At 62.1% G+C, this 23,744-nt stretch carries 22 protein-coding genes; 12 read left to right on the top strand and 10 right to left on the bottom strand.

Annotation, left to right across the window (positions count from 1 at the left end; all coding sequences use genetic code 11):
- The first annotated feature begins 126 nt into the window (after positions 1-126).
- On the top strand, positions 127-534 hold the full coding sequence (locus tag VFZ66_04585) for a hypothetical protein (protein ID HEX6288442.1): 408 nt from the start codon (positions 127-129) through the stop codon (positions 532-534).
- Positions 535-663: 129 nt separating this feature from the next.
- Here the strand turns inward: VFZ66_04585 and VFZ66_04580 are convergent, their stop codons facing one another.
- The 5 genes from VFZ66_04580 to VFZ66_04560 all read right to left on the bottom strand — a co-directional run bounded on the left by VFZ66_04580 (position 664) and on the right by VFZ66_04560 (position 4,395).
- Positions 664-1,038 (bottom strand): AraC family ligand binding domain-containing protein, encoded by a 375-nt coding sequence (locus VFZ66_04580; protein HEX6288441.1) that lies wholly within the window; start codon positions 1,036-1,038, stop codon positions 664-666.
- Between the two features lie 284 nt (positions 1,039-1,322).
- Positions 1,323-2,183: a proline dehydrogenase family protein gene (locus tag VFZ66_04575; protein ID HEX6288440.1), complete on the bottom strand. Its 861-nt coding sequence runs from the start codon at positions 2,181-2,183 to the stop codon at positions 1,323-1,325.
- A 223-nt stretch (positions 2,184-2,406) separates the two neighbouring features.
- The gene (gene moeB, locus VFZ66_04570) at positions 2,407-3,558 is read right to left on the bottom strand and encodes a molybdopterin-synthase adenylyltransferase MoeB (protein ID HEX6288439.1); all 1,152 of its coding nucleotides are present in this window, start codon (positions 3,556-3,558) and stop codon (positions 2,407-2,409) included.
- Positions 3,559-3,642: 84 nt separating this feature from the next.
- On the bottom strand, positions 3,643-3,921 hold the full coding sequence (locus VFZ66_04565) for a ubiquitin-like small modifier protein 1 (GenBank protein HEX6288438.1): 279 nt from the start codon (positions 3,919-3,921) through the stop codon (positions 3,643-3,645).
- Positions 3,922-4,395 (bottom strand): M67 family metallopeptidase, encoded by a 474-nt coding sequence (locus tag VFZ66_04560; protein ID HEX6288437.1) that lies wholly within the window; start codon positions 4,393-4,395, stop codon positions 3,922-3,924.
- Between the two features lie 897 nt (positions 4,396-5,292).
- Between VFZ66_04560 and VFZ66_04555 the strand changes: the two genes are divergently transcribed.
- Positions 5,293-6,087: a GNAT family N-acetyltransferase gene (locus tag VFZ66_04555; protein HEX6288436.1), complete on the top strand. Its 795-nt coding sequence runs from the start codon at positions 5,293-5,295 to the stop codon at positions 6,085-6,087.
- Positions 6,088-6,113: 26 nt separating this feature from the next.
- Positions 6,114-6,905 (top strand): VOC family protein, encoded by a 792-nt coding sequence (locus tag VFZ66_04550; protein ID HEX6288435.1) that lies wholly within the window; start codon positions 6,114-6,116, stop codon positions 6,903-6,905.
- Between the two features lie 104 nt (positions 6,906-7,009).
- Here VFZ66_04550 and VFZ66_04545 read toward each other — a convergent pair whose 3' ends face one another.
- Entirely contained in the window at positions 7,010-8,560 is a 1,551-nt protein-coding gene (locus tag VFZ66_04545; protein ID HEX6288434.1) for a putative maltokinase, read from the bottom strand.
- Entirely contained in the window at positions 8,557-10,539 is a 1,983-nt protein-coding gene (locus tag VFZ66_04540; GenBank protein HEX6288433.1) for an alpha-1,4-glucan--maltose-1-phosphate maltosyltransferase, read from the bottom strand. Before VFZ66_04540 ends, VFZ66_04545 begins: the two co-directional genes overlap by 4 nt.
- 160 nt (positions 10,540-10,699) lie before the next feature.
- On the opposite strand from VFZ66_04540, the gene VFZ66_04535 reads away from it, so the two are divergent.
- From VFZ66_04535 to VFZ66_04510, 6 genes are all read left to right on the top strand, one after another.
- A complete protein-coding gene (locus VFZ66_04535; protein ID HEX6288432.1) occupies positions 10,700-11,494 on the top strand; it encodes an aminoglycoside adenylyltransferase domain-containing protein in 795 nt (264 codons plus the stop codon).
- A 307-nt stretch (positions 11,495-11,801) separates the two neighbouring features.
- The gene (locus VFZ66_04530) at positions 11,802-13,241 is read left to right on the top strand and encodes an extracellular solute-binding protein (protein ID HEX6288431.1); all 1,440 of its coding nucleotides are present in this window, start codon (positions 11,802-11,804) and stop codon (positions 13,239-13,241) included.
- Positions 13,242-13,383: 142 nt separating this feature from the next.
- Positions 13,384-14,358, top strand: a complete 975-nt coding sequence (locus tag VFZ66_04525) for a sugar ABC transporter permease (protein ID HEX6288430.1) — start codon at positions 13,384-13,386, stop codon at positions 14,356-14,358.
- Between the two features lie 60 nt (positions 14,359-14,418).
- On the top strand, positions 14,419-15,255 hold the full coding sequence (locus VFZ66_04520; protein HEX6288429.1) for a carbohydrate ABC transporter permease: 837 nt from the start codon (positions 14,419-14,421) through the stop codon (positions 15,253-15,255).
- A 110-nt stretch (positions 15,256-15,365) separates the two neighbouring features.
- On the top strand, positions 15,366-16,451 hold the full coding sequence (locus VFZ66_04515; GenBank protein ID HEX6288428.1) for an ABC transporter ATP-binding protein: 1,086 nt from the start codon (positions 15,366-15,368) through the stop codon (positions 16,449-16,451).
- An 89-nt stretch (positions 16,452-16,540) separates the two neighbouring features.
- Positions 16,541-17,944, top strand: a complete 1,404-nt coding sequence (locus VFZ66_04510; protein ID HEX6288427.1) for a glycerophosphodiester phosphodiesterase family protein — start codon at positions 16,541-16,543, stop codon at positions 17,942-17,944.
- Between the two features lie 199 nt (positions 17,945-18,143).
- On the opposite strand, the gene VFZ66_04505 is transcribed toward VFZ66_04510, so the two are convergent.
- From VFZ66_04505 to VFZ66_04495, 3 genes are all read right to left on the bottom strand, one after another.
- Complete coding sequence (locus tag VFZ66_04505) at positions 18,144-18,818, bottom strand: hypothetical protein (protein HEX6288426.1); 675 nt, start codon at positions 18,816-18,818, stop codon at positions 18,144-18,146.
- Positions 18,819-18,841: 23 nt separating this feature from the next.
- The gene (locus VFZ66_04500) at positions 18,842-19,435 is read right to left on the bottom strand and encodes a hypothetical protein (protein HEX6288425.1); all 594 of its coding nucleotides are present in this window, start codon (positions 19,433-19,435) and stop codon (positions 18,842-18,844) included.
- Between the two features lie 129 nt (positions 19,436-19,564).
- Positions 19,565-20,830 carry a M23 family metallopeptidase gene (locus VFZ66_04495; GenBank protein ID HEX6288424.1) on the bottom strand — a complete coding sequence of 422 codons (1,266 nt, stop codon included), beginning with the start codon at positions 20,828-20,830 and terminating at the stop codon, positions 19,565-19,567.
- A gap of 637 nt (positions 20,831-21,467) precedes the next feature.
- On the opposite strand from VFZ66_04495, the gene VFZ66_04490 reads away from it, so the two are divergent.
- From VFZ66_04490 to VFZ66_04480, 3 genes are all read left to right on the top strand, one after another.
- A complete protein-coding gene (locus VFZ66_04490; protein ID HEX6288423.1) occupies positions 21,468-21,647 on the top strand; it encodes a hypothetical protein in 180 nt (59 codons plus the stop codon).
- Positions 21,648-21,714: 67 nt separating this feature from the next.
- A complete protein-coding gene (locus tag VFZ66_04485; protein HEX6288422.1) occupies positions 21,715-22,890 on the top strand; it encodes a hypothetical protein in 1,176 nt (391 codons plus the stop codon).
- A 276-nt stretch (positions 22,891-23,166) separates the two neighbouring features.
- Positions 23,167-23,670, top strand: a complete 504-nt coding sequence (locus VFZ66_04480; GenBank protein HEX6288421.1) for a hypothetical protein — start codon at positions 23,167-23,169, stop codon at positions 23,668-23,670.
- The last annotated feature ends 74 nt before the right edge of the window (positions 23,671-23,744 follow it).

Here is a 23,744-nt window from a genome sequence, read left to right as displayed (position 1 = left end):
TCCGCAATGTTCGGCTCGGAACGCATTCGACCTGCCACCTGAAGGAGTCGCAACCTTGCACTGGCTATCGTCGCTCATACGAGCTTGCGCTTGTTTTGTGCGCGGCGCATGATCGGGAGGATGAGCATGAATGCGGCGCTACGGTCGCGGCTGCCGCGCTTCATCGCGCTGGCGCTGCGGTCGGGCTATGGCTGGCTGGGAGCAGGCGGCCTGGGTGCGCTGATCGTCGGCGGCGTAATGGCTGGCCCTATCTACGACGCAATCTTACACGCGGTGTTCGTCGGCTTCGTGATCAGCATGATCCTGGGCAACACCATGCGGCTGGCACGTCGCGCAACGCACGATCCAGCGCGCAGCGCGGCGCAGGTGCCACGAGGAGTATCAGGCTCGTCGCGCCAGGCCGTGTTCAAAGTTTCGAGTTCGGGATTTCCCTTGTTCTTTGCTCTTTGTTCTCTGTGCTGTGTTCACCACCTGCGTGGATCGAGCAGAATGAATGGGGGTCCACCCGAGCGACCATGCGGCACCAGATCGTAGCCGAAGCGCTGGGTGGTCAGCAGGCCCATGTCGATCGTCGTGGCGGGCAACGCGCGCCTTCGCATCTCCTCCTCCTCGCATCACCTGACCAATATTCAGGGCATTGACAGGCCAATCCGCCAAGTTGCCCTACCGCAGCGGCTCGCCGCGAACGGTCGGCCAGAGGCCGCGCCGCCGTCGATGAACGCTCAGGTAGCTCCAGCCGTCGTCGGTCGAGCGCATCGAGCGCTGCGCGCCTTTGGGGATCAGCAGCGCCATACCCGGCACGAGCCGATAGGTCGCGGCGTTGACCGTTACCTCGCCGCTGCCCTGCACGCCGATCAGCAGCACATCGACCTCGTCGTTGACATGTGGCGCGATCTGCTGCGGCGACGGCCAGCTCAACAGCGTCAGATCCAGATCGGCGCTCTCGTGGCTCCAGCGCGGGCCGCTCTGATGGGCGGCGACGGCCAGCGCTGCGAGATCGACCAAAATGGCGCTCGGTAGTGGTGGTTGTGTACTCATCGGCATCCAGAAATGGTTAGATGTCTGCAACCTCGGCTAGCTGCGACACTGTCGAAAGTGCGTACGTCTGAGCGCGCAGGGATGCAGGCAACATCAGCGGGGAGCAACGTATGCCCAGAAGCTCGCAGCAAGCGGCGTGCCTTGATCGCGCCCGGGTGATAGAGATTTTGCAGTATGTGCCGCAATCGCGCAACCACGGATCGTAGGGCTGCTAACGACAACGCGAGGACATCCTCACGGACGCCCCGCGTTATGTCTATGAAAGCCCCAGGCAGGGCACGACGCTAGCTGTGGCGCAGCGCCCTCAGGATAAACAAAAGATTGGCGGGTCGCTCGGCCAGCCGCCGCATCAGGTAGGGATACCATGCCTCGCCGAAGGGCACATAAACGCGGACCTTGTAGCCGTCTTTGATTAACTGCTGCTGAAGGTCGCGGCGCACGCCATAGAGCATCTGAAACTCGTAGCGCCCGTGATCGATCTGCTGCTCGCGGGCAAAGGCTTTGATCCAGTCGATGATCGCGCTATCGTGAGTCGCCAGGCCGGGATAGTTGCCGTCGCAGACCAGCCGCCGGGCCAGGGCGATGTAATTCTTGTCTACGTCGGCCTTCTGCGGGTAAGCGACCGACGGCGGCTCGTTGTACGCGCCCTTGCACAGCCGCACGCGCGCCTGTAGGTCGATCGTCCGCTCGATGTCCGCCGCGCTGCGATAAAGATACGACTGGATCACCACGCCGACGTTTTTACGCCCCTCGGCGACGAACATCTGCTCGAAGATGTCGAGCGTCACCTGGGTATAATCCGAGCCCTCCATGTCGATCCGCACGAAGTTATCGTGGCGCTGCGCGGCGTCGAGGATCGCGCGCAGATTGGCCTCGCAGGTCGAGCGGCTGACGTCCAGGCCCAGCGCCGTCAGCTTCAGCGAGACGTTGCACTTGAGGCCGCGCTGCCCGATCTCATCGAGCAGGCCGATGTACGTTTGCCGAACCGCCGCCGCCTCTGCGGCGGACGTTACGTTCTCGCCAAGATAATCGAGTGTCACCAGGGCTCCCTGGCTGTTCAACTGCGCAACAGCATCAAACGCTTGCTCAGCTGTCTCACCGGCAACGAAACGACGAGCCAAAGGGCGCGACAGTCTGCTCCGCATGATTTGGCGGCGCAGGGTATGATTGCCGGCGAGCCAGAGCAAGCTATTCCGCATCAACATACATCAACTCCATTGTTGATCGCTAAGATCATGTGTGTCCTTTAGTATAAACGAAGTTACCCCTTTCGATCCGCACATAATATGCCAGCGCCGAATCGCCGATCAGGTCAAACAAACACCGCCGGATCGCATGATCCGGCGGCATTTGACGAGACGTGAACCGCTAGTAGGTCGGGAGCGAGGGATCGATCTCCTGCGCCCAGCGCAGAATGCCGCCCTCCAGGTTCTTGACATCGCGAAAGCCCGCGTCCTTGAGCAACTGCGTCGCCTTGGCCGAGCGTGCGCCGCTCTTGCAGTGGACCACGATCGGCGCGTCGCGATCGTACTCGTGGAGATGCGCGGGCAGCGTCGCCAGCGGGATCAGCCGCGCCTGCTCAAGGCGGACGATCTCCCACTCGTGCGGCTCGCGCACGTCGATCACCCGCGGCGGCGTCGTGCTGCCCAGCGCGGCGATCAGCTCTGAGGGCGTGGTGCGATTCTCGGCGGGCAGGCCGATCTGCTCAGGCACGATGCCGCAGAACATCTGGTAGTCGATCAGCTCGGTGACAGTCGGGTGATCGCCGCAGGCGGGACAGTCGCTATTCTTGCGCAGCTTCAGCTCGCGAAAGCGCATCTCAAGCGCGTCGAAGAGCAGCAGCCGCCCGATCAGCGGATCGCCCTTGCCGATGATCAGCTTGATCGCCTCGGTCGCCTGGATCGTGCCGATGATGCCCGGCAGCACGCCGAAGACGCCGCCCTCGGCGCAGCTTGGCACCAGGCCCGGCGGCGGCGGCTCAGGATACAGGCAGCGGTAGCAGGGACCCTCGCGCACGCCAAAGACGGAAGCCTGGCCCTCGAAGCGGAAGATCGAGCCGTAGACGTTGGGCTTGCCCAGCATCACGCAGGCATCGTTGACCAGATAGCGCGTCGGGAAGTTGTCGGTGCCGTCGATCACGATGTCGTACGGACGCAGGATCTCAAAGGCGTTCTCCGAGGTCAGGCCCGTGTTGTAGGTTGTCACCTCGACGTGTGGATTGAGATCGGCGATGCGCCGCCGCGCCGATTCGAGCTTGGAGATGCCCAGCGTGCCGGTGCCGTGGATCACCTGGCGCTGCAAATTCGACTCGTCGACCACGTCGAAGTCGACGAGGCCGAGCTGTCCTACGCCCGCCGCCGCGAGGTAGAGCGCCAGTGGCGAGCCCAGCCCGCCCGCGCCGATCAGCAGCACGCTCGCCTGTTTGAGCGCCGTCTGCCCGGCCATGCCCACCTCAGGCATGATCAGGTGGCGGCTGTAGCGACGAATCTCGTCGTTGGAAAGAACCTGTGTATCAAGCATAAGCCACTCATGAAGAACCAGGAACCGAGAACCAAGAACCGGGCACATGCTAACTGCTTGGTTCTCTGTTCTTTGTTCTTTGTTCTACTTCCCCCCTGCAATCGCCGGGATGATACTCACCTCGTCGCCATCCGCGACGGGCGTTGCCAGGCCGTCGAGGTAGCGCACGTCGTCGTCGTTGCGATAGACGTTGACGAACGAGCGCAGATTGCCGTCGTCGCCAAAGATCTGCCTGCCAAAATCGGCGTGCTGCGTCGTGATCTGCTGTAGCACCTCACCGATCGTCGTGCCCTCGGCCACTACTTCGCGCTGCCCGGCGGCGTACTGTCGCAAGGCCGTCGGGATGATCACCGTTACCGCCATCTATGCCTCCTCGATCAAAAGCTCTTCCGGCAGCCATTGCTGGCCGTCGGCTGAGAGCAGCGCGCTGGCGACATCGGCAGGCGTGCCCTGGAGTATCGATACAATCATAAACGAAAAATCGGGGCCGCCGCCCACGCCCGCAGCGCCCACCCGGTCGCGCTCCGAGGGCCACGCGCGGTCGTCGGGATGCGTATGGTAGCAGCCAATCACGTCCAGATCGTGTCGCGCCGCCGCGCGCTGGGCCTGAAGATAGGCCCGTGGCGGGATGTAAAACCGATCGCGCAGCGAGTGCTCGCCCTCGCTCTCCGTCAGAGGCACCTCGGCGGTCCACTCGTTAGGCACGGGCCAGACTTGCAGCGCCACCCGGCGCTCGGCCTCGCAGCGCCCGATCAGCAGGCCGCAGCACTCGTCGGGATAGCTCGCGCGGCCCTGGGCATGAATCGTCTCAAGCGTCGCTCGCGATACGATCAGCATAGCGTTATTGTACACTTCACATCGGCGGCAGGTCGGCAGCGCCGTCGTTTAGCCTGTCCGCTCACTGGCTTCCACTCCGCGATCGTCCGATCGCTTGCTGAATATTAAGTTCCATGAGTAGGATTGTCAAGAAAAATGGAAAGGCGGTTCTGGATCACGTATGCCAGCGGGGGATCTCAGGGTATAGAGCTGATCATGCTTTTGGCCTTGCTGGGAGCCGCCTCAGTAGGAAATATCATGCCACATGTTGGCTGGTACCATGCGCAATAAGTTACCAACATTCGTGGTTGCAACCACGACGGTGTCTTGCGGCGTTACGAGGGACAGGGCTTGGGCAGCCAGAAGCACATCACCATCCAGAGCCGCATCCGTCGCTGTTGGTTGTCCTTGCTGCCGCATCTGTGCCCATAATAATGTGCAGACTCATACTTGGTCCGTCTCTGGCGCAAAGAGCGGGCGTGATGATAGGCGATCTTGATCTAGCGCGCGTTGTAAGTACGCCCACGTTTCCTGTTGTTCTGCCGCGTCCTCAGTGTCTTCATCGTCTACGGACAGAGGTAATTTAGAGACGACTTGAGATTGTTGGATATAGGTTAGTGCTTGGATGAGCTGGGCTTGATCACTTGGGGTAAGTTGTCGCGCCTGGGCTAACACGCCCTCTAGTGTAACCATGGTCATAAATATCCCCTCGCGTTCCATGCGCACGTTGCTGATTATACGATACGCACCGTCGTCACTTCTGGGTTGACTGTCAAATCAGGTGCAGGCGAGCAAGCCAGGTCGCCCACGCGCCTCGCAATCCAGAGATCTCCACGTTTCCACCAGCATGAGCCTCGGCTCGTGACCCTCCCGCATCTGGTATCATCACTTCATCATCCGTATCTTGAGGGCGCAGCCATGCAGACCTTGCACCAGGCCGTACGCGACAACTTTGCCGAAAAAGCCGCGTATGTCGCGCGCGTGATGCCGGGCATGACCGTCACCGATGACGAGAGCTTTGTCGCCGTCGATTGCGGCCTGCCCAGCGACACCTTTAACCTCGTCGTCGCGCGCCACCTGTCGACGCCCGATCACCTGTTGCGGGCTGGCGTCGAACCGTTTATGGCGAAGCGCTTTCCCGTGGCACTCTGGTACTGGGAAGACGAGGCTGATCGCCAGGGGATGGCCGCGCTTGCGGCGTATGGTTTAGCGCATACCGAGACACATATCGCCATGTACGCCGATATCGCGCAGGCATGTGTGGCGGCTCCTGTGCCCGCAGATCTTACGATCAGCCCTGCCGTGCAGCCCGACCACATCCGACACTACGGCTCCGTCATCGCGGCGCTGTTCGGCGACTCGGACGAGGGGCGGCAGGTGAGCGCCTACCATAACCTGCTGAGCGAGTACGGCATGAGCCACCTGCCAGCGCTGCGGTACTACATCGGAGCGTATCACGATCGGGTCGTGGCGACAGGCAGCCTGTTCGTCGGCAGCGACACTGTGGGCATCTACGATATTGTGACGCAGGCCCCATATCGTCAGCAGGGCATCGGCAGCGCTATGTTCGCCTATCTGCTCAACGAAGCTCGGCGCTTCCAGCACAGGCATGCCATCCTCCAGGCATCGCCGGATGGCATCAGGATCTACGAAAAGGCGGGCTTCAAAGCGGCTGGCAAGGTACATACATTTGAAAACCGCGTGCTGCTGTGATCAGAGCGCGGCGGAGAGGAGCGACCATGCTGACCCACCTCGATCATCTTGTTATCCTGGTGCGCGACCTGGCCCAGGCGGTCGGCGACTACCAGCAGCTTGGCTTTACCGTCACGCCAGGCGGCACCCACGCCGACGGCCTGACCCGCAACGCGCTGATCGCCTTCGCCGATGGGACATACCTTGAGCTGATCGCGTTCGTCGATCCGGACGACCGGCGCGATAACACCTGGGGCTGGCGGCGCTTCCTCGCCACGGGCGGCGGCCTGATCGACTACTGCGTAGCATCCGACGATCTGGCGGCGGACGTGCAGGCGTTTCAGGCGCGCGGCTTCACCGTGCAGGGGCCGACGCCGGGCGGTCGCAAGCGGCCTGACGGCGTGGAGCTACGCTGGCTCAGCGCTAGCTTCTGGCAGGCTGGTCGCGAGCTGCCGTTTCTGATCCAGGATCTCACGCCGCGCGAGCTGCGCGTGCCCGGCGGTAACGCGACACATCACCCAAACGGCGCGACCGGCATCCGCGACCTGACGATCGCCACCGCCAACCTCGATCGGATCAGCCGGAGCATGGGCGCGCTCACCGGCAGCGCGGGTACGGCGTTCAGCCCCGATCGTCGCCGCGACGCGCAGATTGCGGCGCTTGCACTTGGCGGACACACGCTGACTTTCGCCGAGCCCGCCAATCCGTTCAGCCCGATCCAGCACCAGATCGAGACGATCGGCCTGGGACCATGCGAGGTGGAGATCGCCACGGCGACAGGCGGCAGCTCCATGCTCGACCCGCAGCGGACGCATGGCGCGCGGATTCTGCTGGTGTAGGATTCCATGCTACCACGACACCCCTCGCCTATGGCAATGGGAGAGGGCGGGTGCCAGACTGGGTGCCATGCCCAAAGGACGCCCGGCGAGGTGAGGGCCTACTTTCACCCTAACGTCTGCTGGATGCCACGCAGCGGGATCAGCAGCCAGTCGGGACGATTGTTCAGCTCGTAGCGCAGCTCGTAGAGCGCCTTCTCCAGCTCAAAGACCGCGAGCGCCGTCTGGAGCAGTTCGGGCTGCCTGGGCACAAACGCCGCGCCGCGCGTCGTCTGCACGTAGCCATCCAGAAACGCCTCGCGCGCGCAGCGCTCCCAGGCTGCGGCCCACGGAGCGAGAGTCGTCTCAAGCGCTCGCCGCGCCTCCGCATCCTCTGCCTTATCCCGCGCCGCGAGCAGACCCGCGTGCGCCGCGTAGCTGAACGAGCGCAGCATGCCCGCGACATCCTTGAGCGGCGAGCTATGCGCCCGGCGCTCTTGCAGGCTGCGCAGCGGCTCGCCCTCGAAATCCAGGATCAGAAAGCCACGCTCGCTGACAAGCACCTGACCAAGGTGATAGTCGCCGTGGAAGCGCGTGATCGTGACTCCGGCCTGGCCCAGCGGCGCAAGACCCGCGATCCGCCGCTCGATCCCGGCGCGATCGTCGAGCAGGACACGCACCGCGCGCTGCTGCTCGGCAGGAAGCTGAGCCGCGCGCTGCTCAAGATCGTCGAGCACCGCTGTGCCCTCGTCGCGGATCGCCGCCTGCCACGCGCTGACGTGCTGCGGCGATAGGGGACGCGGCGCGAAAGCCGGATCGTCGGGATCGCTCGACAGCGCCAGATGCAGCTCGCCGGTCAGCGCGCCAAGCTGCCGCATCTCGGATAACTGCTCCGCCGCCAGCCGCCGCGTCTCGCCCGCAAGGTCGTCGGCTGGCCGCTTGGTGTGAGCGGCGGATAGCATGTCGGCGAGCCGCAGCAGTGTATGCTCCCAGGCATCGCCCTGGTTAGGAACGAACTCCTGCAACAGACCGAGCGAATGCCCGACATCGCCCGTCGCCACATAGTCGATGCTGCCGAGCATCGCGGGCGTGTGCTGAAAGCCCGCGTGAGACGTCAGAAAACGCGACACCTCGACATCGGGATTCAGCCCGGCCACGACGCGCCGAAAGCACTTCAGGATCGCCGCCCGATCGTAGATGATCGAGCTATTGCTCTGCTCGGCAGTGACCAGGCGCGTCTGCTGCAACGGCGGCGGTGATCGGCGCAGGGCCTCCTCAAGGCCAAAGACCAGCCGCCCATGCTGAAGATCCAGCGTCGTGCCCGCGAGCAGCCGCTCCATTAGTAGCCGCTGGAACGCGCCGAACTGAAACGCATCGTGGAGATACCACGTCGTGTCGGCGTGCGTCAGCGTCAGCGCGGGCGGCGTGCGCGTCTCGGCGGGCTGTGCCTCCGGCGATGCGATCAGCGGCAAGAAGTATTGCTCAGCCCGACCGCTGGTATAGCGTGCCTCGACCAGCGCGACCACGCCCGGCACTGAGAGCGGCAGCGCGCCCCAATCGTTGACCGTCAGCGACTCCAACGCGCGGCCTTTGCTGCTAAACCAGCGCCGCTCGCGCAGCCAGTCGGGCGAGAGCCTGGGGATCGCCTCGACGATCGCCGTGACCGGGAGCGCGCTCATGACGGAATCTCTCCCTGGCGATGCAGCCACAGCACATGTGCCGGCTCGTGGTGCGGATCAAGCCGCACGTAGTTGCGGCCCTCGTGCCAGGTGTAGTGCGCGCCGGTGACAAGATCCTCGGCCACAAACGAGCGACCGCTGGTGGGCAGGCCCAGCTCCCAGGCGGGCACCTCGACCGTCGCTTCCTGCACATGATGCGGATCGAGATTGACGACCGTCAGAATCGTATCGCTGCGATCGGGCGATTGCTTGACGTATGCCAGGATCGCGTCGTTGTCGGCGTGGACGAAGCGCAGATTATTGGTGTACTGAAGCGCGGCGTGCTCGTGCCGGATCTGGTTGATCCGCCGGATGTACGGCGCGATGCTGTGTGGCTGATCCCAGTTGCGCTGCCTAAGCTCATACTTCTCGTTGTCGAGATACTCCTCCGCGCCGGGCCGTGGCTCGTTCTCGCAGAGCTCATAGCCGCTGTAGATGCCGTAGTTTGAGCTGAGCGTCGCGGCGAGCACCAGCCGCTGCTTAAAGGCCGGTGGCCCGGCGTGCTGCAAGAACTCGTGGAGAATGTCGGGCGTGTTCGGCCAGAAGTTGGGCCGGTAATACTCCTTCATGTCACTGGTCGTCAGCTCGGTCAGATACTCGATCAGCTCGGCCTTGGTGGTGCGCCACGTGAAGTAGGTGTAGCTCTGCGTAAAGCCGGCCTTGGCGAGGGCGCGCATCATCTTGGGACGGGTGAACGCCTCCGCCAGGAAGATCACGCCGGGATCGTCCCGCTGGATCTGCTCGATCAGCCAGCCCCAGAACGGCACGCTCTTGGTGTGCGGATTATCCACGCGGAAGATCCGCACGCCGCGCGAAACCCACAGCCGCACGATCCGCAGCAGCTCGTTCCATAGCTCCTGCTGGTGCGGGCCGTAGAAATTGACCGGATAGATGTCCTCGTACTTCTTGGGCGGATTTTCGGCGAAGCGGATCGAGCCGTCGGGCCGCTGGTAGAACCAGTCGGGATGCTGCGTCACCCACGGGTGGTCGGGCGAGCACTGGATCGCGAAATCGAGCGCGACCTCCATGCCCAGCCGATGCGTCGCGTCCACGAAGTAGGCAAAATCATCTTCGTCGCCCAGCTGCGGATGGATCGCGTCGTGGCCGCCCTCAGGCCCGCCGATCGCCCACGGGCTGCCGACATCGCTCGGCTCCGCCACCAGCGTATTGTTGCGTCCCTTGCGGTTGGTCCGCCCTATCGGATGGATCGGCGGCAGATAGACCACATCGAAGCCCATCTCGCGCACCGCCGGTAGCCGCTCGGCGGCGTCTCGGAAGGTGCCGTGCGCGCCCGGCTCTTTGGCGTAGCTACGCGGAAATAGCTCGTACCACGCGCTGAAGCGTGCCCTGACACGATCGACGAACAGCGGGAGCAGCGGCTCGTAGACCGAGGCGCTGCTGCGGTCGGGGTAGCGCTCGACCAGCTCGGCAAAGTCGGGATTCATCATCAGATCGAGCGCCGCTGTCTGATCCGGGCCTCGGATCTCGGCGACCGCCGCCGCCAGCCGCTGCTGGTCCTCGCCCCTGGCGCGCTGCTGCGCCTGCTCGATCAGCCGCAGCCCTTCCAGAATCTCCGCCGAGACATCCTGCGCCGCCGCGAGACGCTTCTGCATGTCACGATGCCACGAGCGATAGGCATCGGTCCAGGCTTCGACCGTGAGTTCGTAGCGGCCATCTTCATGCACCACAAAGCTACCACCCCAGCGGTCGTTGTCGATTAGCGTCATCGGCGCTTCCTGCCACGCGCGCTGACCACATTTCCGGTACTTTACTACCGCCGCAAGGAGATCGTGACCGTCGCGAAAAATATCGGCGTATACCCCGACGCTATCGCCGATCACCCGTTTGGTCGGAAAGCGTCCGCATTCGATGGTGGGATAGATCGCCTCGATCACGATGCGGGTTTGCTCACCTGGCATCTGGCTGTTATCGTACGTCATGTCATTCCTCTTGAAAACTGCCCGTCCAACGCGGTTGCATCATTTCGCGTACCATCAACCCTGGTTTGCCCTGGGAGAAATGCCCTTTGATCGCGAACACTCGCCAGCGCGAACGGCGTTATGCTAACATTGCGCTATTCGTTTTGCAGGATGCTACGTCATGGCAGATCATATACTACATCCCACGCCGTACCCCGACATCAACGCCGTGCTTCACCTGCTGCTCTCAAGCGCGCAGACGATCCTCAAGCATGATTTCCTCGGCATGTATCTCTGCGGCTCGCTTGCGAGCGGCGATTTTAATCGCCAAAGCAGCGATATTGATTTCGTGATCGTCACCGCCGACGAGCTTTCGGATAAGGTGATCGCCGCGCTGGCGGCCATGCATGATCGGATTGCGGCGAGCGGGCCGCGCTGGGCGAAGAAGCTGGAAGGCTCCTACATTCCGCAGCGCCTCCTGCGGCGCTATGATCCGAGCTATGAGCGCTATCCCTCGATCAATGAGAGGCGTTTCTACGTCGGCGGGCACGGCAGCGACTGGGTCATTCAGCGCCAGATCATGCGCGAGCATGGGATCGTCGTGGCGGGACCAGATCCGCAGCTTTTGATCGATCCGGTCGGCCCCGATGATCTCCGGCGCGCGGTGCTCGCAACCTTACGTGAGTGGTGGTCGCAGTTGCTCGACGATCCCGCCCGGCTCCATAGCCGCGAGTATCAAGTCTTTGCCGTGCTGACGATGTGCCGGGCGCTCTATACGCTCCAGCACGGCAGCCTGGCCTCGAAGCCAGTCGCGGCGCGCTGGGCGCGGCAAACCTTGGGCGAGCCGTGGAGCGCCATGATCGAGCGCGCGCTGGCGTGGCCGTGCAACCCGCAGCCCGACCATCTGAGCGAGACGCTGGACTTTATTCGATACACGCTCGAAGGAACAGAACAAAGAACAGAGAACAAACTTTGAACCTGGAACTCGGAGCTAGCGCTGACTCGCCAGCCCGGATGCAATTGACAGATTGAACTCGTTGTGGTGTACTGATGATGGCGCGGCCCCCTTTGCGTGCCACCCAGACCAGCAAGCGCTTGCTGCAAATCTTCTGATGATCCTGATTGCCGTGCGTCCAGCGCTCGATGACTGGCACCACGCGAGGTCGTTAGCCGAACACAGCACAGCCTGGACTCCGTCTGAGTCATCTGTAGCGAACGAGCAGTAACGACACGGCTATCGGTGTCCTGAGCTAGGTCCCTGAGATTCTGTTAGGAGGAAAGCCATGTACAGAAAGCACGTAAGCGGGCTACTACTGGCTATGCTGCTGCTGCTGGCGGCGTGCGGCACCAGCGGAGCACCGCCGACGGTTGGCGGCGTGCCCGCGCCAAGCGCGGCTGCCAGCGGTGGAGCATCACCGGCGGCGTCGGCAAGTCCAACCGAGGTTGTCCCACCTGCCAAAGGCGACAAGTCGGCGATCAGCGTGTGGGCACAGGCCAACAATGTCGAAACGGCGCGCGCAGAGAACATCGATTCGGCAGCACAGCAGCTCGGATTCAAAGCCGAGGCCATCGCCGATCCGACCGGCTGGGGCGACTACAAGAAGAAATTCCTGCTGGCGGCGGACTCCGGCCAGGCGCCCGACATCATCCTATCGGGCCACGAGGACATCGCGCCCTGGGGCCAGGCGGGCTATATCATCCCGCTCGACGATCTGATCAATGCCAATCAGGAAACCTTTAAGAACATCATCCCTGAGCTGTGGAAGTCGGTCGAGTGGAACGGCAAGCGCTGGGGCATTCCGCAGGATACCGAGGCCCGACCGCTGTGGTACAACAAGCAGAAGCTGGCCGATCTGGGCTGGTCGCAGCAGGAGATCGATAGCCTGCCCGATCGGATCAAGAGCGGCGAGTTTACCCTCGACGACATGATCGCCACGGCCAAGCAGGCGGTCGAAAAAGGCGTCGTCAAGGAAGGCCACGGCTACTGGCACCGCCCGACGAAGGGCAGCGACTTCTACCAGTACTACTTCGCGTATGGCGGCGCGCTGGACGACGGCAGCGGCAAGCTGCTCTTCGACAAAGCCGCAGCCGAGAAATGGTTTGCCTTCCAGCGCCGCGTCGTCGAGGAAGGGATCACGCCCAAGAACTTCATCGGCACCGAGTCCAAGATCTGGCACGAAACCGTCACCAGCGGCGAGGTGCTCTTCTTCAACGGCGGCGTGTGGAACTTCGCCGACTGGGCCAAAAACTATACCAAGGATAAAGGCGGCGAGGAGTACCTGTACGGCTTCGTGGGCTGGGCGCTCCAGCCGAGCGGTGAGAAGGGCAAGCCCGGCGTAACCCTGTCGCATCCGCTGGTCTATATGGTGACATCGGAGAAGGCTTCGGGCGAGCAGCAGCAGCAGGACGCATTCAAGGCGGTCACTGCCGCCACCACGCCGGAGCTGAACAACAAGCACGCGCTTGGCAGCGCGCACCTGGCGATTCTCACCACCCAGCTCGATACGCCGGACTATAAGGCCAACAAGATCCTTCAGGGCACGGCCTACATGCTGGAGTATACGCGATTCCTGCCCAATAACGCCGACTTCGGCACGTACGACGACATTGTTTTCCGCGCGATGTCCGCAGCCGAGAACGGCGAGATGAGTCCGGCAGAGGCGGTCAGCATGGTCGCCGACGAGCTTCAGACCGAGCTGGGCGACAAGGTTGTGATCAAATAGCGGTCGGGGAATAAGGAAACAACGGAGCAAGAGAACAAGGGAACAAGGAACGTAAGCTGTTGTTCCTTTGTTCCTTTGTTCTTTCGTCCGACACCCTCGGCCTGCGTTCGGCCCTTTGTGCTTTGTTCTCTGGAAATACCTTATGGCTGAGTCCACTGTTCACCCTCCATCAAAGGCGCTCGTCGCGCAGCCGACGCTGAGCCACCGGTTGCGCGCATCGGCGACGGCGCTGCTCTTTTTGCTGCCTGCGGCGGCGCTCGTGATCACCTTTTTTATCGTGCCGGTGATCATCACGCTGTACATCAGCATGACCGACATGAGCACCTCGACGTTCAGCGATCCAAACTTTATTGGCCTCCAAAACTACAGCCGGATGTTCCGCAGCGGCGCGATGGGCAAGATCGTTCGCAACACGGTCTTCTATGTCGGCACGACGCTGGCGCTGTTCAACGTCGGCATGGCGCTGGTGATCGCCCTGCTGACGACGCATATTCCCCGGCGATCGGGCGCGTTCTTTCGCGCGCTCTGGCTGCTGCCCCGGATTACGCCGTCGGTGGTCTATATCATGATCTGGAAATACCTCGCCGCCGACGCGCCCTTTGGCGTCTTCAATCAGGTGCTACAACCACTCGGCATCGCGCCTGAGAACTGGGTGCTCGCCGCGCCCTGGACGATGGTGATTCTGGTCAATGGCTTTATCGGCGCCTCGTTCGGCATGATCATCTTCACCTCGGCGATCGAGTCGATCCCCGAATCCTACCTCCACGCCTCGCGGGTCGACGGCGCGACCGCGCTCCAGACGATTCGGTATGTCATTCTGCCGCTGCTGCGCTGGCCGCTGCTCTTCGTGATGACCTACCAGACGTTGTCGCTGATGACCAGCTTCGAGCAAATTCTGCTGCTGACCGATGGCGGGCCGGGCTACTACACCACCGAAACCTGGGCGCTCCAGGCCTACCATCGCGCGCTGTCCAACTACTTCGGCAACGTCAACTTTGGCCTCGGCGCGGCGCTGGCGGCGGTGCTGGTGCTCATCGGCGTGATCCTGGCGATCGTCTACTTGCGCGTGTTCCGCTTCGGCGAGCTGGTGCAGGAGCCCAAGATCGAAACGCTGTGAGGCGATAGACAGACGGCAACGTGAGGAGCGTTTCCTGGCATTCGTCGAAGGAATGTTGACATGATCGAAGAACGTTTTCGTGCCCGGAATATACTGCCGTATCTCCTGCTGCTGCTGCTGACCTCGCCGCTGCTGGTAGGCTACCTGTGGCTGATCATCGCCACGTTCTCGCGGCGCACCTTCGGGCTCCAACCGGATAGCCTGACGCTGGCAAACTGGCAATTCTTGTGGAACTTCGACACCTGGCAGGGCAGCATTTGGGCCGTGACGCTCAACACCTTGCTGCTCGCGGCTGGCCTCGCGATCGTGGTCGTCGCGCTGTCGTCGCTGGCGGGCTACGCACTGTCGCGGCTCGACTTTATCGGGCGGCGGGCGTTCATGTCGCTGACGCTGGTGCTGCACGCTTTTCCAAGCGTCACGCTGCTGATCGCGATCTATTTCGTGCTGCGCGAGCTACGGCTGTATAACACGATCGCCGGGGTCATCCTGGTGAAGGTCGCGCTGGAGATGCCGCTGGGCATGTGGCTGATGAAGGGCTTTTTCGATAACGTGCCGTGGGACATCGAGCGTGCGGCCATGGTCGACGGCGCGAGTCGGCTGCGGATCTGGTGGCAGATCGTCCTGCCGCTGATCCGGCCCGGCATCGCCGCGCTGGCAATCTTCTCATTCATCTCAGGCTGGAACGAGTTTCTGATCCCGTACACCTTTATTCTCAGTCGGCAGCGCGCCACGCTGGCGGTGTACCTCCAGCAGCTCGTGGGCGATTCGCGCTTCGTCGACTATGGACAGGTCGCCGCGATCGGGCTATTCCAAATGCTGCCGGTGCTGCTCTTCTTCCTGTTTACGCAGCGCTATCTCCTCAACATCTACGCGGGCGGCGTCAAAGGCGGGGCGTAGGGGTGGGCCTCTGGGCACAGAACAGAGAACCAAGAACTGGGTGTCCTCTGGGCGTACTGAGAGCCGGAAACTTGAAACCTGGAACCCATTGGTAGGGGTTGGAGCATACGATGGAGATTACGCTCGATCATCTGTCCAAGCACTACGGCACAGTTGCGGCGGTTGACGATCTCAGCCTCGATGTGCGTGAGGGCGAGTTCGTCGCGCTGCTCGGACCTAGCGGCTGCGGCAAGACGACGACGCTGCTGATGCTCGCCGGTATTCTGCGGCCTACCGGCGGCACGATTCGCTTCGGCCAGCGCGTGGTTAATCTTGTGCCGCCGCAGGAGCGCAACATCGGCATGGTCTTCCAGAGCTACGCGCTCTACCCGCACATGACCGCATACCAGAATATCGCGTATCCGCTGCGGCTGCGGCGCACGCCCGACAAGGAGCTGCGCGAGCGCGTGCAGCGCGCCGCCGATCGGCTTGAGATCGGCAATCTGCTCGATCGACGGCCCGGCCAGCTCTCAGGCGGCCAGCAGCAGCGTGTAGCGCTGGCCCGCGCGCTGGTCAAGGAGCCCGATCTTTTGCTGTTCGACGAGCCGCTGTCGAACCTCGATGCGCGCCTGCGCCTGTCGACCCGTAGCGAGATCAAGCGCTTGCAGCGCGATCTGCGCATCACCAGCGTATATGTCACCCACGATCAGAGCGAGGCGCTGACCATGGCCGATCGGATCGCCGTGCTGCGCGGCGGCAAGCTCGAGGCCTACGGCTCGCCCGGCGAGCTGTACGAGCGTCCGCAGAGCCGGTTTGTGGCCGCCTTTATCGGGCATCCGCCGATGAATTTGCTCCCGGCCACGCTGGAACGCCAGAACGGAGCGATCACGCTGCACCTGGCTGGAACCGATGTCGTCGTGCCGCCGCGTCTGGCGCAGCAGGTCGACCTGAACGGCGGTGGGCGCGAGGTGCTGATGGGCATTCGTCCCGAAGATGTTATGCCTGCCGCCGAGGGCCAGCTTCCCGGCGAGGTCGATCTGGTCGAGCCGCTGGGCCGCGAGGAGCTGCTGACGGTGCGCCACGGCAGCGTGCAGATCCATGCGCTTGCGCCGACCGGCTCCGGCCTTGCCACCGGCAGCACCGTTCGCCTCCGCTTCAATGCCGAGCGGCTCCATCTGTTCGATCCGCAGACCGACCGGTCGCTGCTGTGGCGCTAATCAAAGAACAATGGAACCAAGAATCAAGAACCGAGGAGCAAGGTGCGAGAACTCGCAACTTGAAACTTGAAACTACGAAAGCTAGCACTGTGACCTCTACCAGATTACCGGCCAGCCACGTGGCCGATCTAGCCCTGGCCCGCCGCCACGCGCCGATCGTCCGCTTCGACGCCCGCGAGCCGTTTCTCCCCTCGATCGTCGGATACACCGTGTTCCACGAGTCGGCGGCGTCGCCGTCGTTTCCGCGCTACGTGCAGGTCGACGCGCCTGGGACGGTGGCGATCGAGTACGCGCTGTGGTGGGACTGGGACATTCAGCATTTGTACGAGCTTGAGCATGTCTGGGTGTTTGTCGATCGGGACGGCGCGATCGTCCGCGTCGAGTCGAGCCAGCACGGCGCTACTACTGGCGGCACGTTCGTGCAGGAGCAGGGACGACCCGTGCTGTTTGCCGAGCCCGGCAAGCACGCCATGACCTACGATCCTGAGGGCTTTGTCGAACGTCAGGCCCATACCGAGCGATCCTGCGGTCGGCGTGCCGGGATGGGCGGCGTGTGGGTAACGCCGCTGTTTCGTGGCCGGATCGCCAGAACGCCGGACGCCGATCAGCTTGTGCGCACGTTTTTGCGCCGTTATGCGTTCGTCCCGGCCTGGGTGTGGACGCAGCAGGTCGATGTTGCCGAACTGCCGCTGGTGCCCTGGCCGTCGCTCGACGCCGCGATTCCGGCGCTTGTGGCTCAGCGTGTAGCCGGGCTGGATGCGGAGATTCCGCGCTCGGAGCGTCATGTCTTGCATGTCGGCCATCGCGGGGCAAGCGCGCACGCGCCCGAAAATACGCTCATGGCGATCCGCAAAGCCGCCGAGCTAGGCGCGCACATGGTCGAGCTTGACGTGCGCATGAGCGCCGATGCCGTGCCGGTGCTGTGCCATGATGCCGATGTCGCGCTCGCAGGATGTGGCAACGTGCCGATCGGCCGGCTGACCGCCGCAGAGCTTGGCCGCGTCGGTGAGGACTACGAGCGCTCGGTGCCGACGCTGGCCGATGCGCTGGACGTGTGCGAAGCGGTCGGTGTCGCGCCCTATCTGGAGATCAAGGAGGGCGAGGCGGTGCTTCCGACGGTCGGGCAGCTCTGTGCCCGCGATCTGGGACGCTATAGCGTGATCGGCTCGTTCCAGCCCGCGTGGGTCGCGCGCGCCACCGATCGCGCGCCGCAGATCCCCACATCGATTCTGTTCGGCGCGTTCGACGCCGATCCAATCGCGCTGGCGCGGAGCTGCGGTGCCACCTACGTCCATCCATGCTGGGAGCGCCACGACGCGCCGCACACGCTGCTCACAGCCGACTGGCTGGCGCGGGTGCGCAGCGCCGGTCTGGGCATCGTCTGCTGGCACGAGGAGCGGCCCGATGTGCTGGATGCGCTGCTTAAGCTCGGCGTCTCGGCGATCTGTACCGATCGGCTCGACCTGCTGCGCGCTGTCGCGGCGCGAGGGTGACGTACCTGATAGCTTTGCCACGACTCCTGCTCATTCTTTGCCAAAAATCAACGATCGCAGGGAGGGTAGCGCTTGCTACTCGACGGGTGTCAGCGCTGCCCACTGGCTGAAGCCAGACGGGGAAGGCGGCTGTATCATAGCCACCTTCCCCCTTTCCGTCCGCGCCTACGAGTCTATATCCTTCCCCGCCGCTCTTCGATCAGCGCGCCAGCTCCGCTGCCAGGCTGTCCACGCTGGTTCCTTCGAGCTGCGCTGCGAAGCCCTCCGTGACCATCGGTTGCAGCTTGCCGTCCACAACCTGGTAACGTCCTTCAGGGGAAATCACCCGATATGTCGCAGCCTCATGCTGCCTGGGCTGCACAAACAGCACATAGATCTCCCCCGCCTTGTACGGTGGGTCGCCCTCAATAAACTGCGTATCGTTCCCGGTATGGAAGAGCCGCAGCGTTTCCCCGACATCGCCCTTCAAGGACTGTAACACCTTGAAGCTAATGCGCTGGTTGGGGAGCTGGCGCAGTGGGTCATTGGCTACCTTCGCGTCTGGAGCACCGTGCTGCACAGCGGCCTCGCCTTCGCGCTTCGGCAGCTCCTTGTGCGTGCCATCCTTTGGCTGTCCCTGCGCTGCGTCCCCTTTGGTCTGCGGCACAATATCGGGTGCCTGTGTCACCTTGGTGACTTGCGCCACCACAATGGCCGTCGCCAGATCCTCAGCCTGCGCCAGGGACTCGGGGTGGTTGAGCCAGGTAGCGTGCCAGGTTGCGCCGCCATGATGCGTGGCCTGATGATGCGTATGTTGCTGCGGCGCGAAGGCCAGGAAGGAGAGGATGAGCAGAGAAGCACTCAACGTCCCCATCATGATGCGTAGCGTTCTCATCGTGATCTACCTCCTCTCCTAGATTAGTGATGGCTATAGCGATACATGTACCAGAGGTCGTTCCAGTTGTGGGCCACAGTATAGTAGTAGTAGTTGGCGTTGTACCAGTAGCCAGCGCCCATGCAGCCGCCGTCATTGGAGTGATCGAGGCCGAAAACGTGGCCTGCCTCCTGGCAGAAGATCGCCTGTTTGCCGTAGTAGGTGAAGGCGTAGTCGTAGTACCAGTTGTAGACGGCAGAGCCCCAGCTAATGTGCCCATAGCCGTCGATCCCGTGCAACGTTGCAAGACCGGCCCAGCCAGTGTTGCCCCAGTTGCCATCGTAGACGACCAGCGTGGAGCTGTTGTAGTCCACATACCAGAGGTCCATGACGGTGTTGTAGTGCCAATCGTAGAGTCCATCGTTTGCTTCGTACCAGTAGTAGGCGTAGTTATACACTCCTACATAGGCGTTTGCCCCATAGGTGTTGATGTGGTAGTTCGCCCACTGATGCGCAAAGACGCGGGTCCCGACCAGCAGATTGGCCGCCAACAGCAGGAGCACGATGCCTATGCTCAGGCGTCGTTTGCCAGGGGCGCTGAGACGTCGGTTGAAGAATGTGCCGAGCCGTCGTTTCATGAATGCCTCCTTCACAGCTACCTCCGTACGATACTTAGCTGCCGGTTTGTTGATACGCTTTATGCGGAGGGCGGAGGGACTACACAGCGCGTCCCTCCGAAGTATCGTCACCACGCCAACTGCCAGCCATTACCACATGATCCATCTGTCCTTCCAGAACGACGTGTAATATCCGCCGCCGTAGCCGTCGGTTGCCGGCTGATCGTAGCCATAGCTGCCGGAGGTGCAATTAAAGCAGCGGAGCCATGTAGGCTTCATCGAGTGGCCGCCGTAAAGCTGCCCGGTCCAATGCATGGACGGCGTGTAATCAACCTTTGTGTGTAAGTGAGGCGCCCAGTTACCTCCCGTAGAGCCTGCGGTGCCGATGATCGTGCCTGCGGAGACATACTGACCATTGGAAACCCAGATGCTGTCCAGATGCGCTGAGACGTTATACACATAGCTGCTCTGGCTACTGCGCACATCCACATGCTTGCCCAGGGTATCCCATCCATTCGAGCCCCAGCCCGCATAGGTGACATAGCCTGAGAAGGCCGCGTAGACATAGGCTCCCCGCTGGAGCGGATAGTCGATGGCATAGTAGCTATTGGCGTAGTCTGTCCAGCACAGGCCGACGTGGTAGCCTTCGCCCCAGAAGCTGCCACCATTCCCAGACAAGATGCTCCAGCCGGGGTAGCCGTAGAAGTTGGCGGTATCGTCCCACTGGACCTGCCAGAACAACGAGCCCCATTGCGTCGCACCGCAGGCGTTGATGCTGACATCCTCCTGCTGAGGAGCGGTGTTTTTCATGGCCTGCTGCGCCGCCGCCTCGCGCTGATGATTCATCATGGACTGTGCAGCAGCCTGCTGGCGCGCGATGTCCTCCTCCGCCGTCAACAATCCCAGCGACGCGATCGATTGAGTCGGCGGGTGGAAGCGCAGGCCCGCCAGGAGGTTCTTGCCATGAGTATCCAGCGTCTTGCCATAGATCCGGATTTGGTACACCTGATGATTGGCCGCTACATACACGAGGGTCGAAAGATATTGACCCGGCATTGGTCCAATTGCCACGCCCTCGAGGCCCTGGCCTACCCGCACGTTGGACCGGACGAGCGGGATGTTAGGGAACTCACCTAGCCTGGCCTGTACCAGCGATTCGAGCTGCGCTGGTTTGGCGTTATAGTCCAGCGCAATGCGCGCTACCGGCATCTCATGATGCGCGTCGGAGGAGTCTTCGCTCGGACCATACAGCAAAAAGCCATAGGTATCCTTGAGGACGGGGTCGCGGTAGATGGTCCACGCTGACGGGTAGGAGAGAGAAATGCCCAGCGCTCCATCGGTGAGGGTGGTGATCCTCGTCGTTGCGCTTGTGGGAATGGAAGCGAAGCCGCTGAGCGCGATGGTGACGACCGCCAACAGGAGCAGATGGAGTCGGCGTCGTAGCATAATACCCCCCTTTCACTTGGACTAGCGTCCAGAACATGTGCTTGTGTTGTCTCTAAGAAGCATGAGCGGAGATGCGCTAGCCAGCGCTCCACGGCTTCAGAAAGCTCTGCTTCGTTTCTGGTCGCCTTGGTTCCGAATATGCCCTGTGAAAGAACACGAGCGCCTAACTACAATGGGCCAGCGCTGGCTTGCCAGATCCAGGCCGATTGAAACGCTTTACAAACTTCTAGATAAGGGGGGTTATTTCGAGATTCGGGGGGCGACTTCCAGATTATTTTTCGAGATAAAGCCAACTACATTTGGCTTCATAATGCAGGTGGCTACAGCATAACACCCTGGAAGGGTTGATTACCATTATTTACCATCTTACGCCAGAGTAAATAGTTTTGTCAAGGTTAAAAATAGATTCGGCTCTCCACGCTCTATTTCCGCTCATTCCTTGCCACGCGGCAAAGCATGGCCCTAGGCAACAGCGATGGGCGCGGCCCGGCTGATTCTTGGTCGCGGCATGGAGGTTGCTCACGAGAGTCTCAAAGCCCATTGTGCGCAGCCCGCGGCGTCTCGCGCGTCCTATGTCGTACTGCGCACATATCGGAGGAGGATCTCAATGTCTAATTTGCAGCTTCCACATGATGTGAATGCTAAGAAGGATCGAATCAGCCCCAGCGAGCTGGCGGAAGAGGATAAAGCCAACATGCGGCAGCAGGAGTCGGAGATCGAGGGCCAGCCGCAGGATCAAGACTGGGTGCCGCCAGGCAACAAAGACCAGGGTAGCCGCAAGGACTAATCGGCGCATGTCGGCAGGCACCGCCTGCTCATAACTCTCTGAGCGCGATGATGCGAAAGGAGCATTCATGGCTACTGACCTACAAACTAAGCTCCAGGAACTAACGGCGCTGCCAAGCACGGAGCAGCCTTTCTTGAGCGTCTATGTGGACTGGCGACCCGACGGCACCGGCCAGCGGCAAGCGCTGCAAGTGCTGGAGCAAGACTTCGAGCTGGTCGCGGGGCAGATCAAGGGGCGTGACGGCAATCTCAAAAGCTTTGAGGCCGATCGGCAGCGCATCATGGATTACCTGAACCGCGACGCGCCCAAAGACGCCACTGGGCTGGCGATCTTTGCATGCGACGCCGAGGGGATCTGGGAGACACTGCCGCTGCAAGCGCCGGTCGATACCCAGATCGCCGAAGATCGCTATCCGCATGTGTTCAACCTCGCGCGCATCCTAGACGACTACGAGACGTATGCGGTCGTCCTGGCCGATAGCCAGGAGTCGCGGATCTTCGTGATCTCGCTCAACCAGGCCGAAAAAGCAGGCGAGACAGAGGCCGACGAAAAGATCAAGCGCTTCGATGCTGGTGGCTGGGGCCAGATGCTCTTCCAGCGCCGCACCGAGAACGTGATTAAGGCCCACACCAAGGACATCGCCGATAAGCTGAGCCGTATCATCAAGCGCTACGATGTCCAGCACGTGATCATCGCGGCCAACGACTCGGTCAAAGGCACGGTGATGGGAACGCTGCCGGAGCACGTTAAGGGCAGGCTCGTCGATCTCATTAACCTGGACATCCAGAGCAACATCAAATCGATCATGGAGACGATCGAGCCGCGCATGCGCGAGGTCGAGCAGCAGCAGGAGGCCGACGACCTCGACACGCTTGAGGCGCAGGTCAACACCAAGGGCGGTCACGGCGTGGTCGGTATCGCCGATACCGCGCTGGCGCTGACCAAAGGCCAGGTGATGACGCTGATCATGCATCAGGGCTTCAACGCCACCGGCGGCGAGTGTCCTAACTGCGGCACCTTGCGGCCCGGCATGCGCGCGAACTGTCCATACGACGGCGCGGAGATGCAGCAGGTCAACCTGCGCGAAATCTTTACCTCGCGTGCCCTGCAGCAGAGCGCGACGGTTCAGATCGTGGAGGAAAGCGCGTACCTCGATCAGCATGAGGGCGTCGGCGCGATCCTGCGCTATAGCGACACCGAGCAGGCGCAGGAAGTCAACGCGAGCAGGCATCAGCCAGGCTAAACGCTCCGAGTTCCAAGTCCGAGGGAGCAAGAGCACAAGAGCACAATGGGCTAATGCCTTTGTGCTCTTGTGCTCTTGTTCTTTTGTTGGCTCTCCTTTGTTCTTTGTTCTTTGTTCTCCGCACAACTACGAGAGGAAGAGAAATGATGGGGGACGCCCCAAACCCCCGGCCTCACGGCGGTTTGTTCTTTCATCCTCCCACCCTGGCACGTTTGTTGCACGCGGCATAACGGAGCCGCTGACCGGAGTAGAACGAGGTAGGTAAGGAGGACAAAGATGTCAATGTCGAATCAAGGTGGCATGGGATCGAGTGGCATGGGATCGAGCGGCATGGGATCGAGCGGCATGGGATCGGGATCGGGTGGCAGCTTCCCGCTCGACAACCTGACCTACGATCTGATCACGATTCTCTACGAGAAGTCGAAAGCTCTTGAGGCATACGATAAGTACCAGCGCGACGCCCAGGGCAATCAGGAGATCAGCAACCTGTTGCAGCAGATCCGCCGCCAAGACGAGCAGCATATCCAGCAGCTCCAGCAGCATCTCGCTCAACTGATCGGCAGCCAGGGTGGCTTGAGCAGCCGCGCCGTCGGCGGCTCCACGATGGGCGGGGGCTCCTCAATGGGCGGGGGCTCCACGATGGGCGGGGGCTCCACGATGGGCGGCGGCTCCTCAATGGGCGGCGGCTCCACGATGGGCGGCGGCTCCACGATGGGTGACACCTCATCAGGCGGTTCCTCTTCGGGCGGCTCCTCGTCGACAGGCGGCTCAAGCTTCTAGCATGACAACCTGTTAGCAATCATCACCGGCTCCAGGCACAGCAGACGGGCTTCAATCGGCCCAACTGCTGTGCT

The organism is Herpetosiphonaceae bacterium (assembly GCA_036374795.1).
Taxonomy (GTDB): domain Bacteria; phylum Chloroflexota; class Chloroflexia; order Chloroflexales; family Kallotenuaceae; genus LB3-1.
Note: the sequence above shows the minus strand (reverse complement) of the source record. Positions and strands in the feature narration are given on the sequence as shown.

Bases quoted from the DNA above. Each gene is read 5' to 3' on its own strand.
- VFZ66_04585 (HEX6288442.1), top strand. From the start codon at position 127: ATGAATGCGGCGCTACGGTCGCGGCTGCCGCGCTTCATCGCGCTGGCG.
- VFZ66_04580 (HEX6288441.1), bottom strand. From the start codon at position 1,038: ATGAGTACACAACCACCACTACCGAGCGCCATTTTGGTCGATCTCGCA.
- VFZ66_04575 (HEX6288440.1), bottom strand. From the start codon at position 2,183: ATGCGGAGCAGACTGTCGCGCCCTTTGGCTCGTCGTTTCGTTGCCGGT.
- moeB (HEX6288439.1), bottom strand. From the start codon at position 3,558: ATGCTTGATACACAGGTTCTTTCCAACGACGAGATTCGTCGCTACAGC.
- VFZ66_04565 (HEX6288438.1), bottom strand. From the start codon at position 3,921: ATGGCGGTAACGGTGATCATCCCGACGGCCTTGCGACAGTACGCCGCC.
- VFZ66_04560 (HEX6288437.1), bottom strand. From the start codon at position 4,395: ATGCTGATCGTATCGCGAGCGACGCTTGAGACGATTCATGCCCAGGGC.
- VFZ66_04555 (HEX6288436.1), top strand. From the start codon at position 5,293: ATGCAGACCTTGCACCAGGCCGTACGCGACAACTTTGCCGAAAAAGCC.
- VFZ66_04550 (HEX6288435.1), top strand. From the start codon at position 6,114: ATGCTGACCCACCTCGATCATCTTGTTATCCTGGTGCGCGACCTGGCC.
- VFZ66_04545 (HEX6288434.1), bottom strand. From the start codon at position 8,560: ATGAGCGCGCTCCCGGTCACGGCGATCGTCGAGGCGATCCCCAGGCTC.
- VFZ66_04540 (HEX6288433.1), bottom strand. From the start codon at position 10,539: ATGACGTACGATAACAGCCAGATGCCAGGTGAGCAAACCCGCATCGTG.
- VFZ66_04535 (HEX6288432.1), top strand. From the start codon at position 10,700: ATGGCAGATCATATACTACATCCCACGCCGTACCCCGACATCAACGCC.
- VFZ66_04530 (HEX6288431.1), top strand. From the start codon at position 11,802: ATGTACAGAAAGCACGTAAGCGGGCTACTACTGGCTATGCTGCTGCTG.
- VFZ66_04525 (HEX6288430.1), top strand. From the start codon at position 13,384: ATGGCTGAGTCCACTGTTCACCCTCCATCAAAGGCGCTCGTCGCGCAG.
- VFZ66_04520 (HEX6288429.1), top strand. From the start codon at position 14,419: ATGATCGAAGAACGTTTTCGTGCCCGGAATATACTGCCGTATCTCCTG.
- VFZ66_04515 (HEX6288428.1), top strand. From the start codon at position 15,366: ATGGAGATTACGCTCGATCATCTGTCCAAGCACTACGGCACAGTTGCG.
- VFZ66_04505 (HEX6288426.1), bottom strand. From the start codon at position 18,818: ATGAGAACGCTACGCATCATGATGGGGACGTTGAGTGCTTCTCTGCTC.
- VFZ66_04500 (HEX6288425.1), bottom strand. From the start codon at position 19,435: ATGAAACGACGGCTCGGCACATTCTTCAACCGACGTCTCAGCGCCCCT.
- VFZ66_04490 (HEX6288423.1), top strand. From the start codon at position 21,468: ATGTCTAATTTGCAGCTTCCACATGATGTGAATGCTAAGAAGGATCGA.
- VFZ66_04485 (HEX6288422.1), top strand. From the start codon at position 21,715: ATGGCTACTGACCTACAAACTAAGCTCCAGGAACTAACGGCGCTGCCA.
- VFZ66_04480 (HEX6288421.1), top strand. From the start codon at position 23,167: ATGTCAATGTCGAATCAAGGTGGCATGGGATCGAGTGGCATGGGATCG.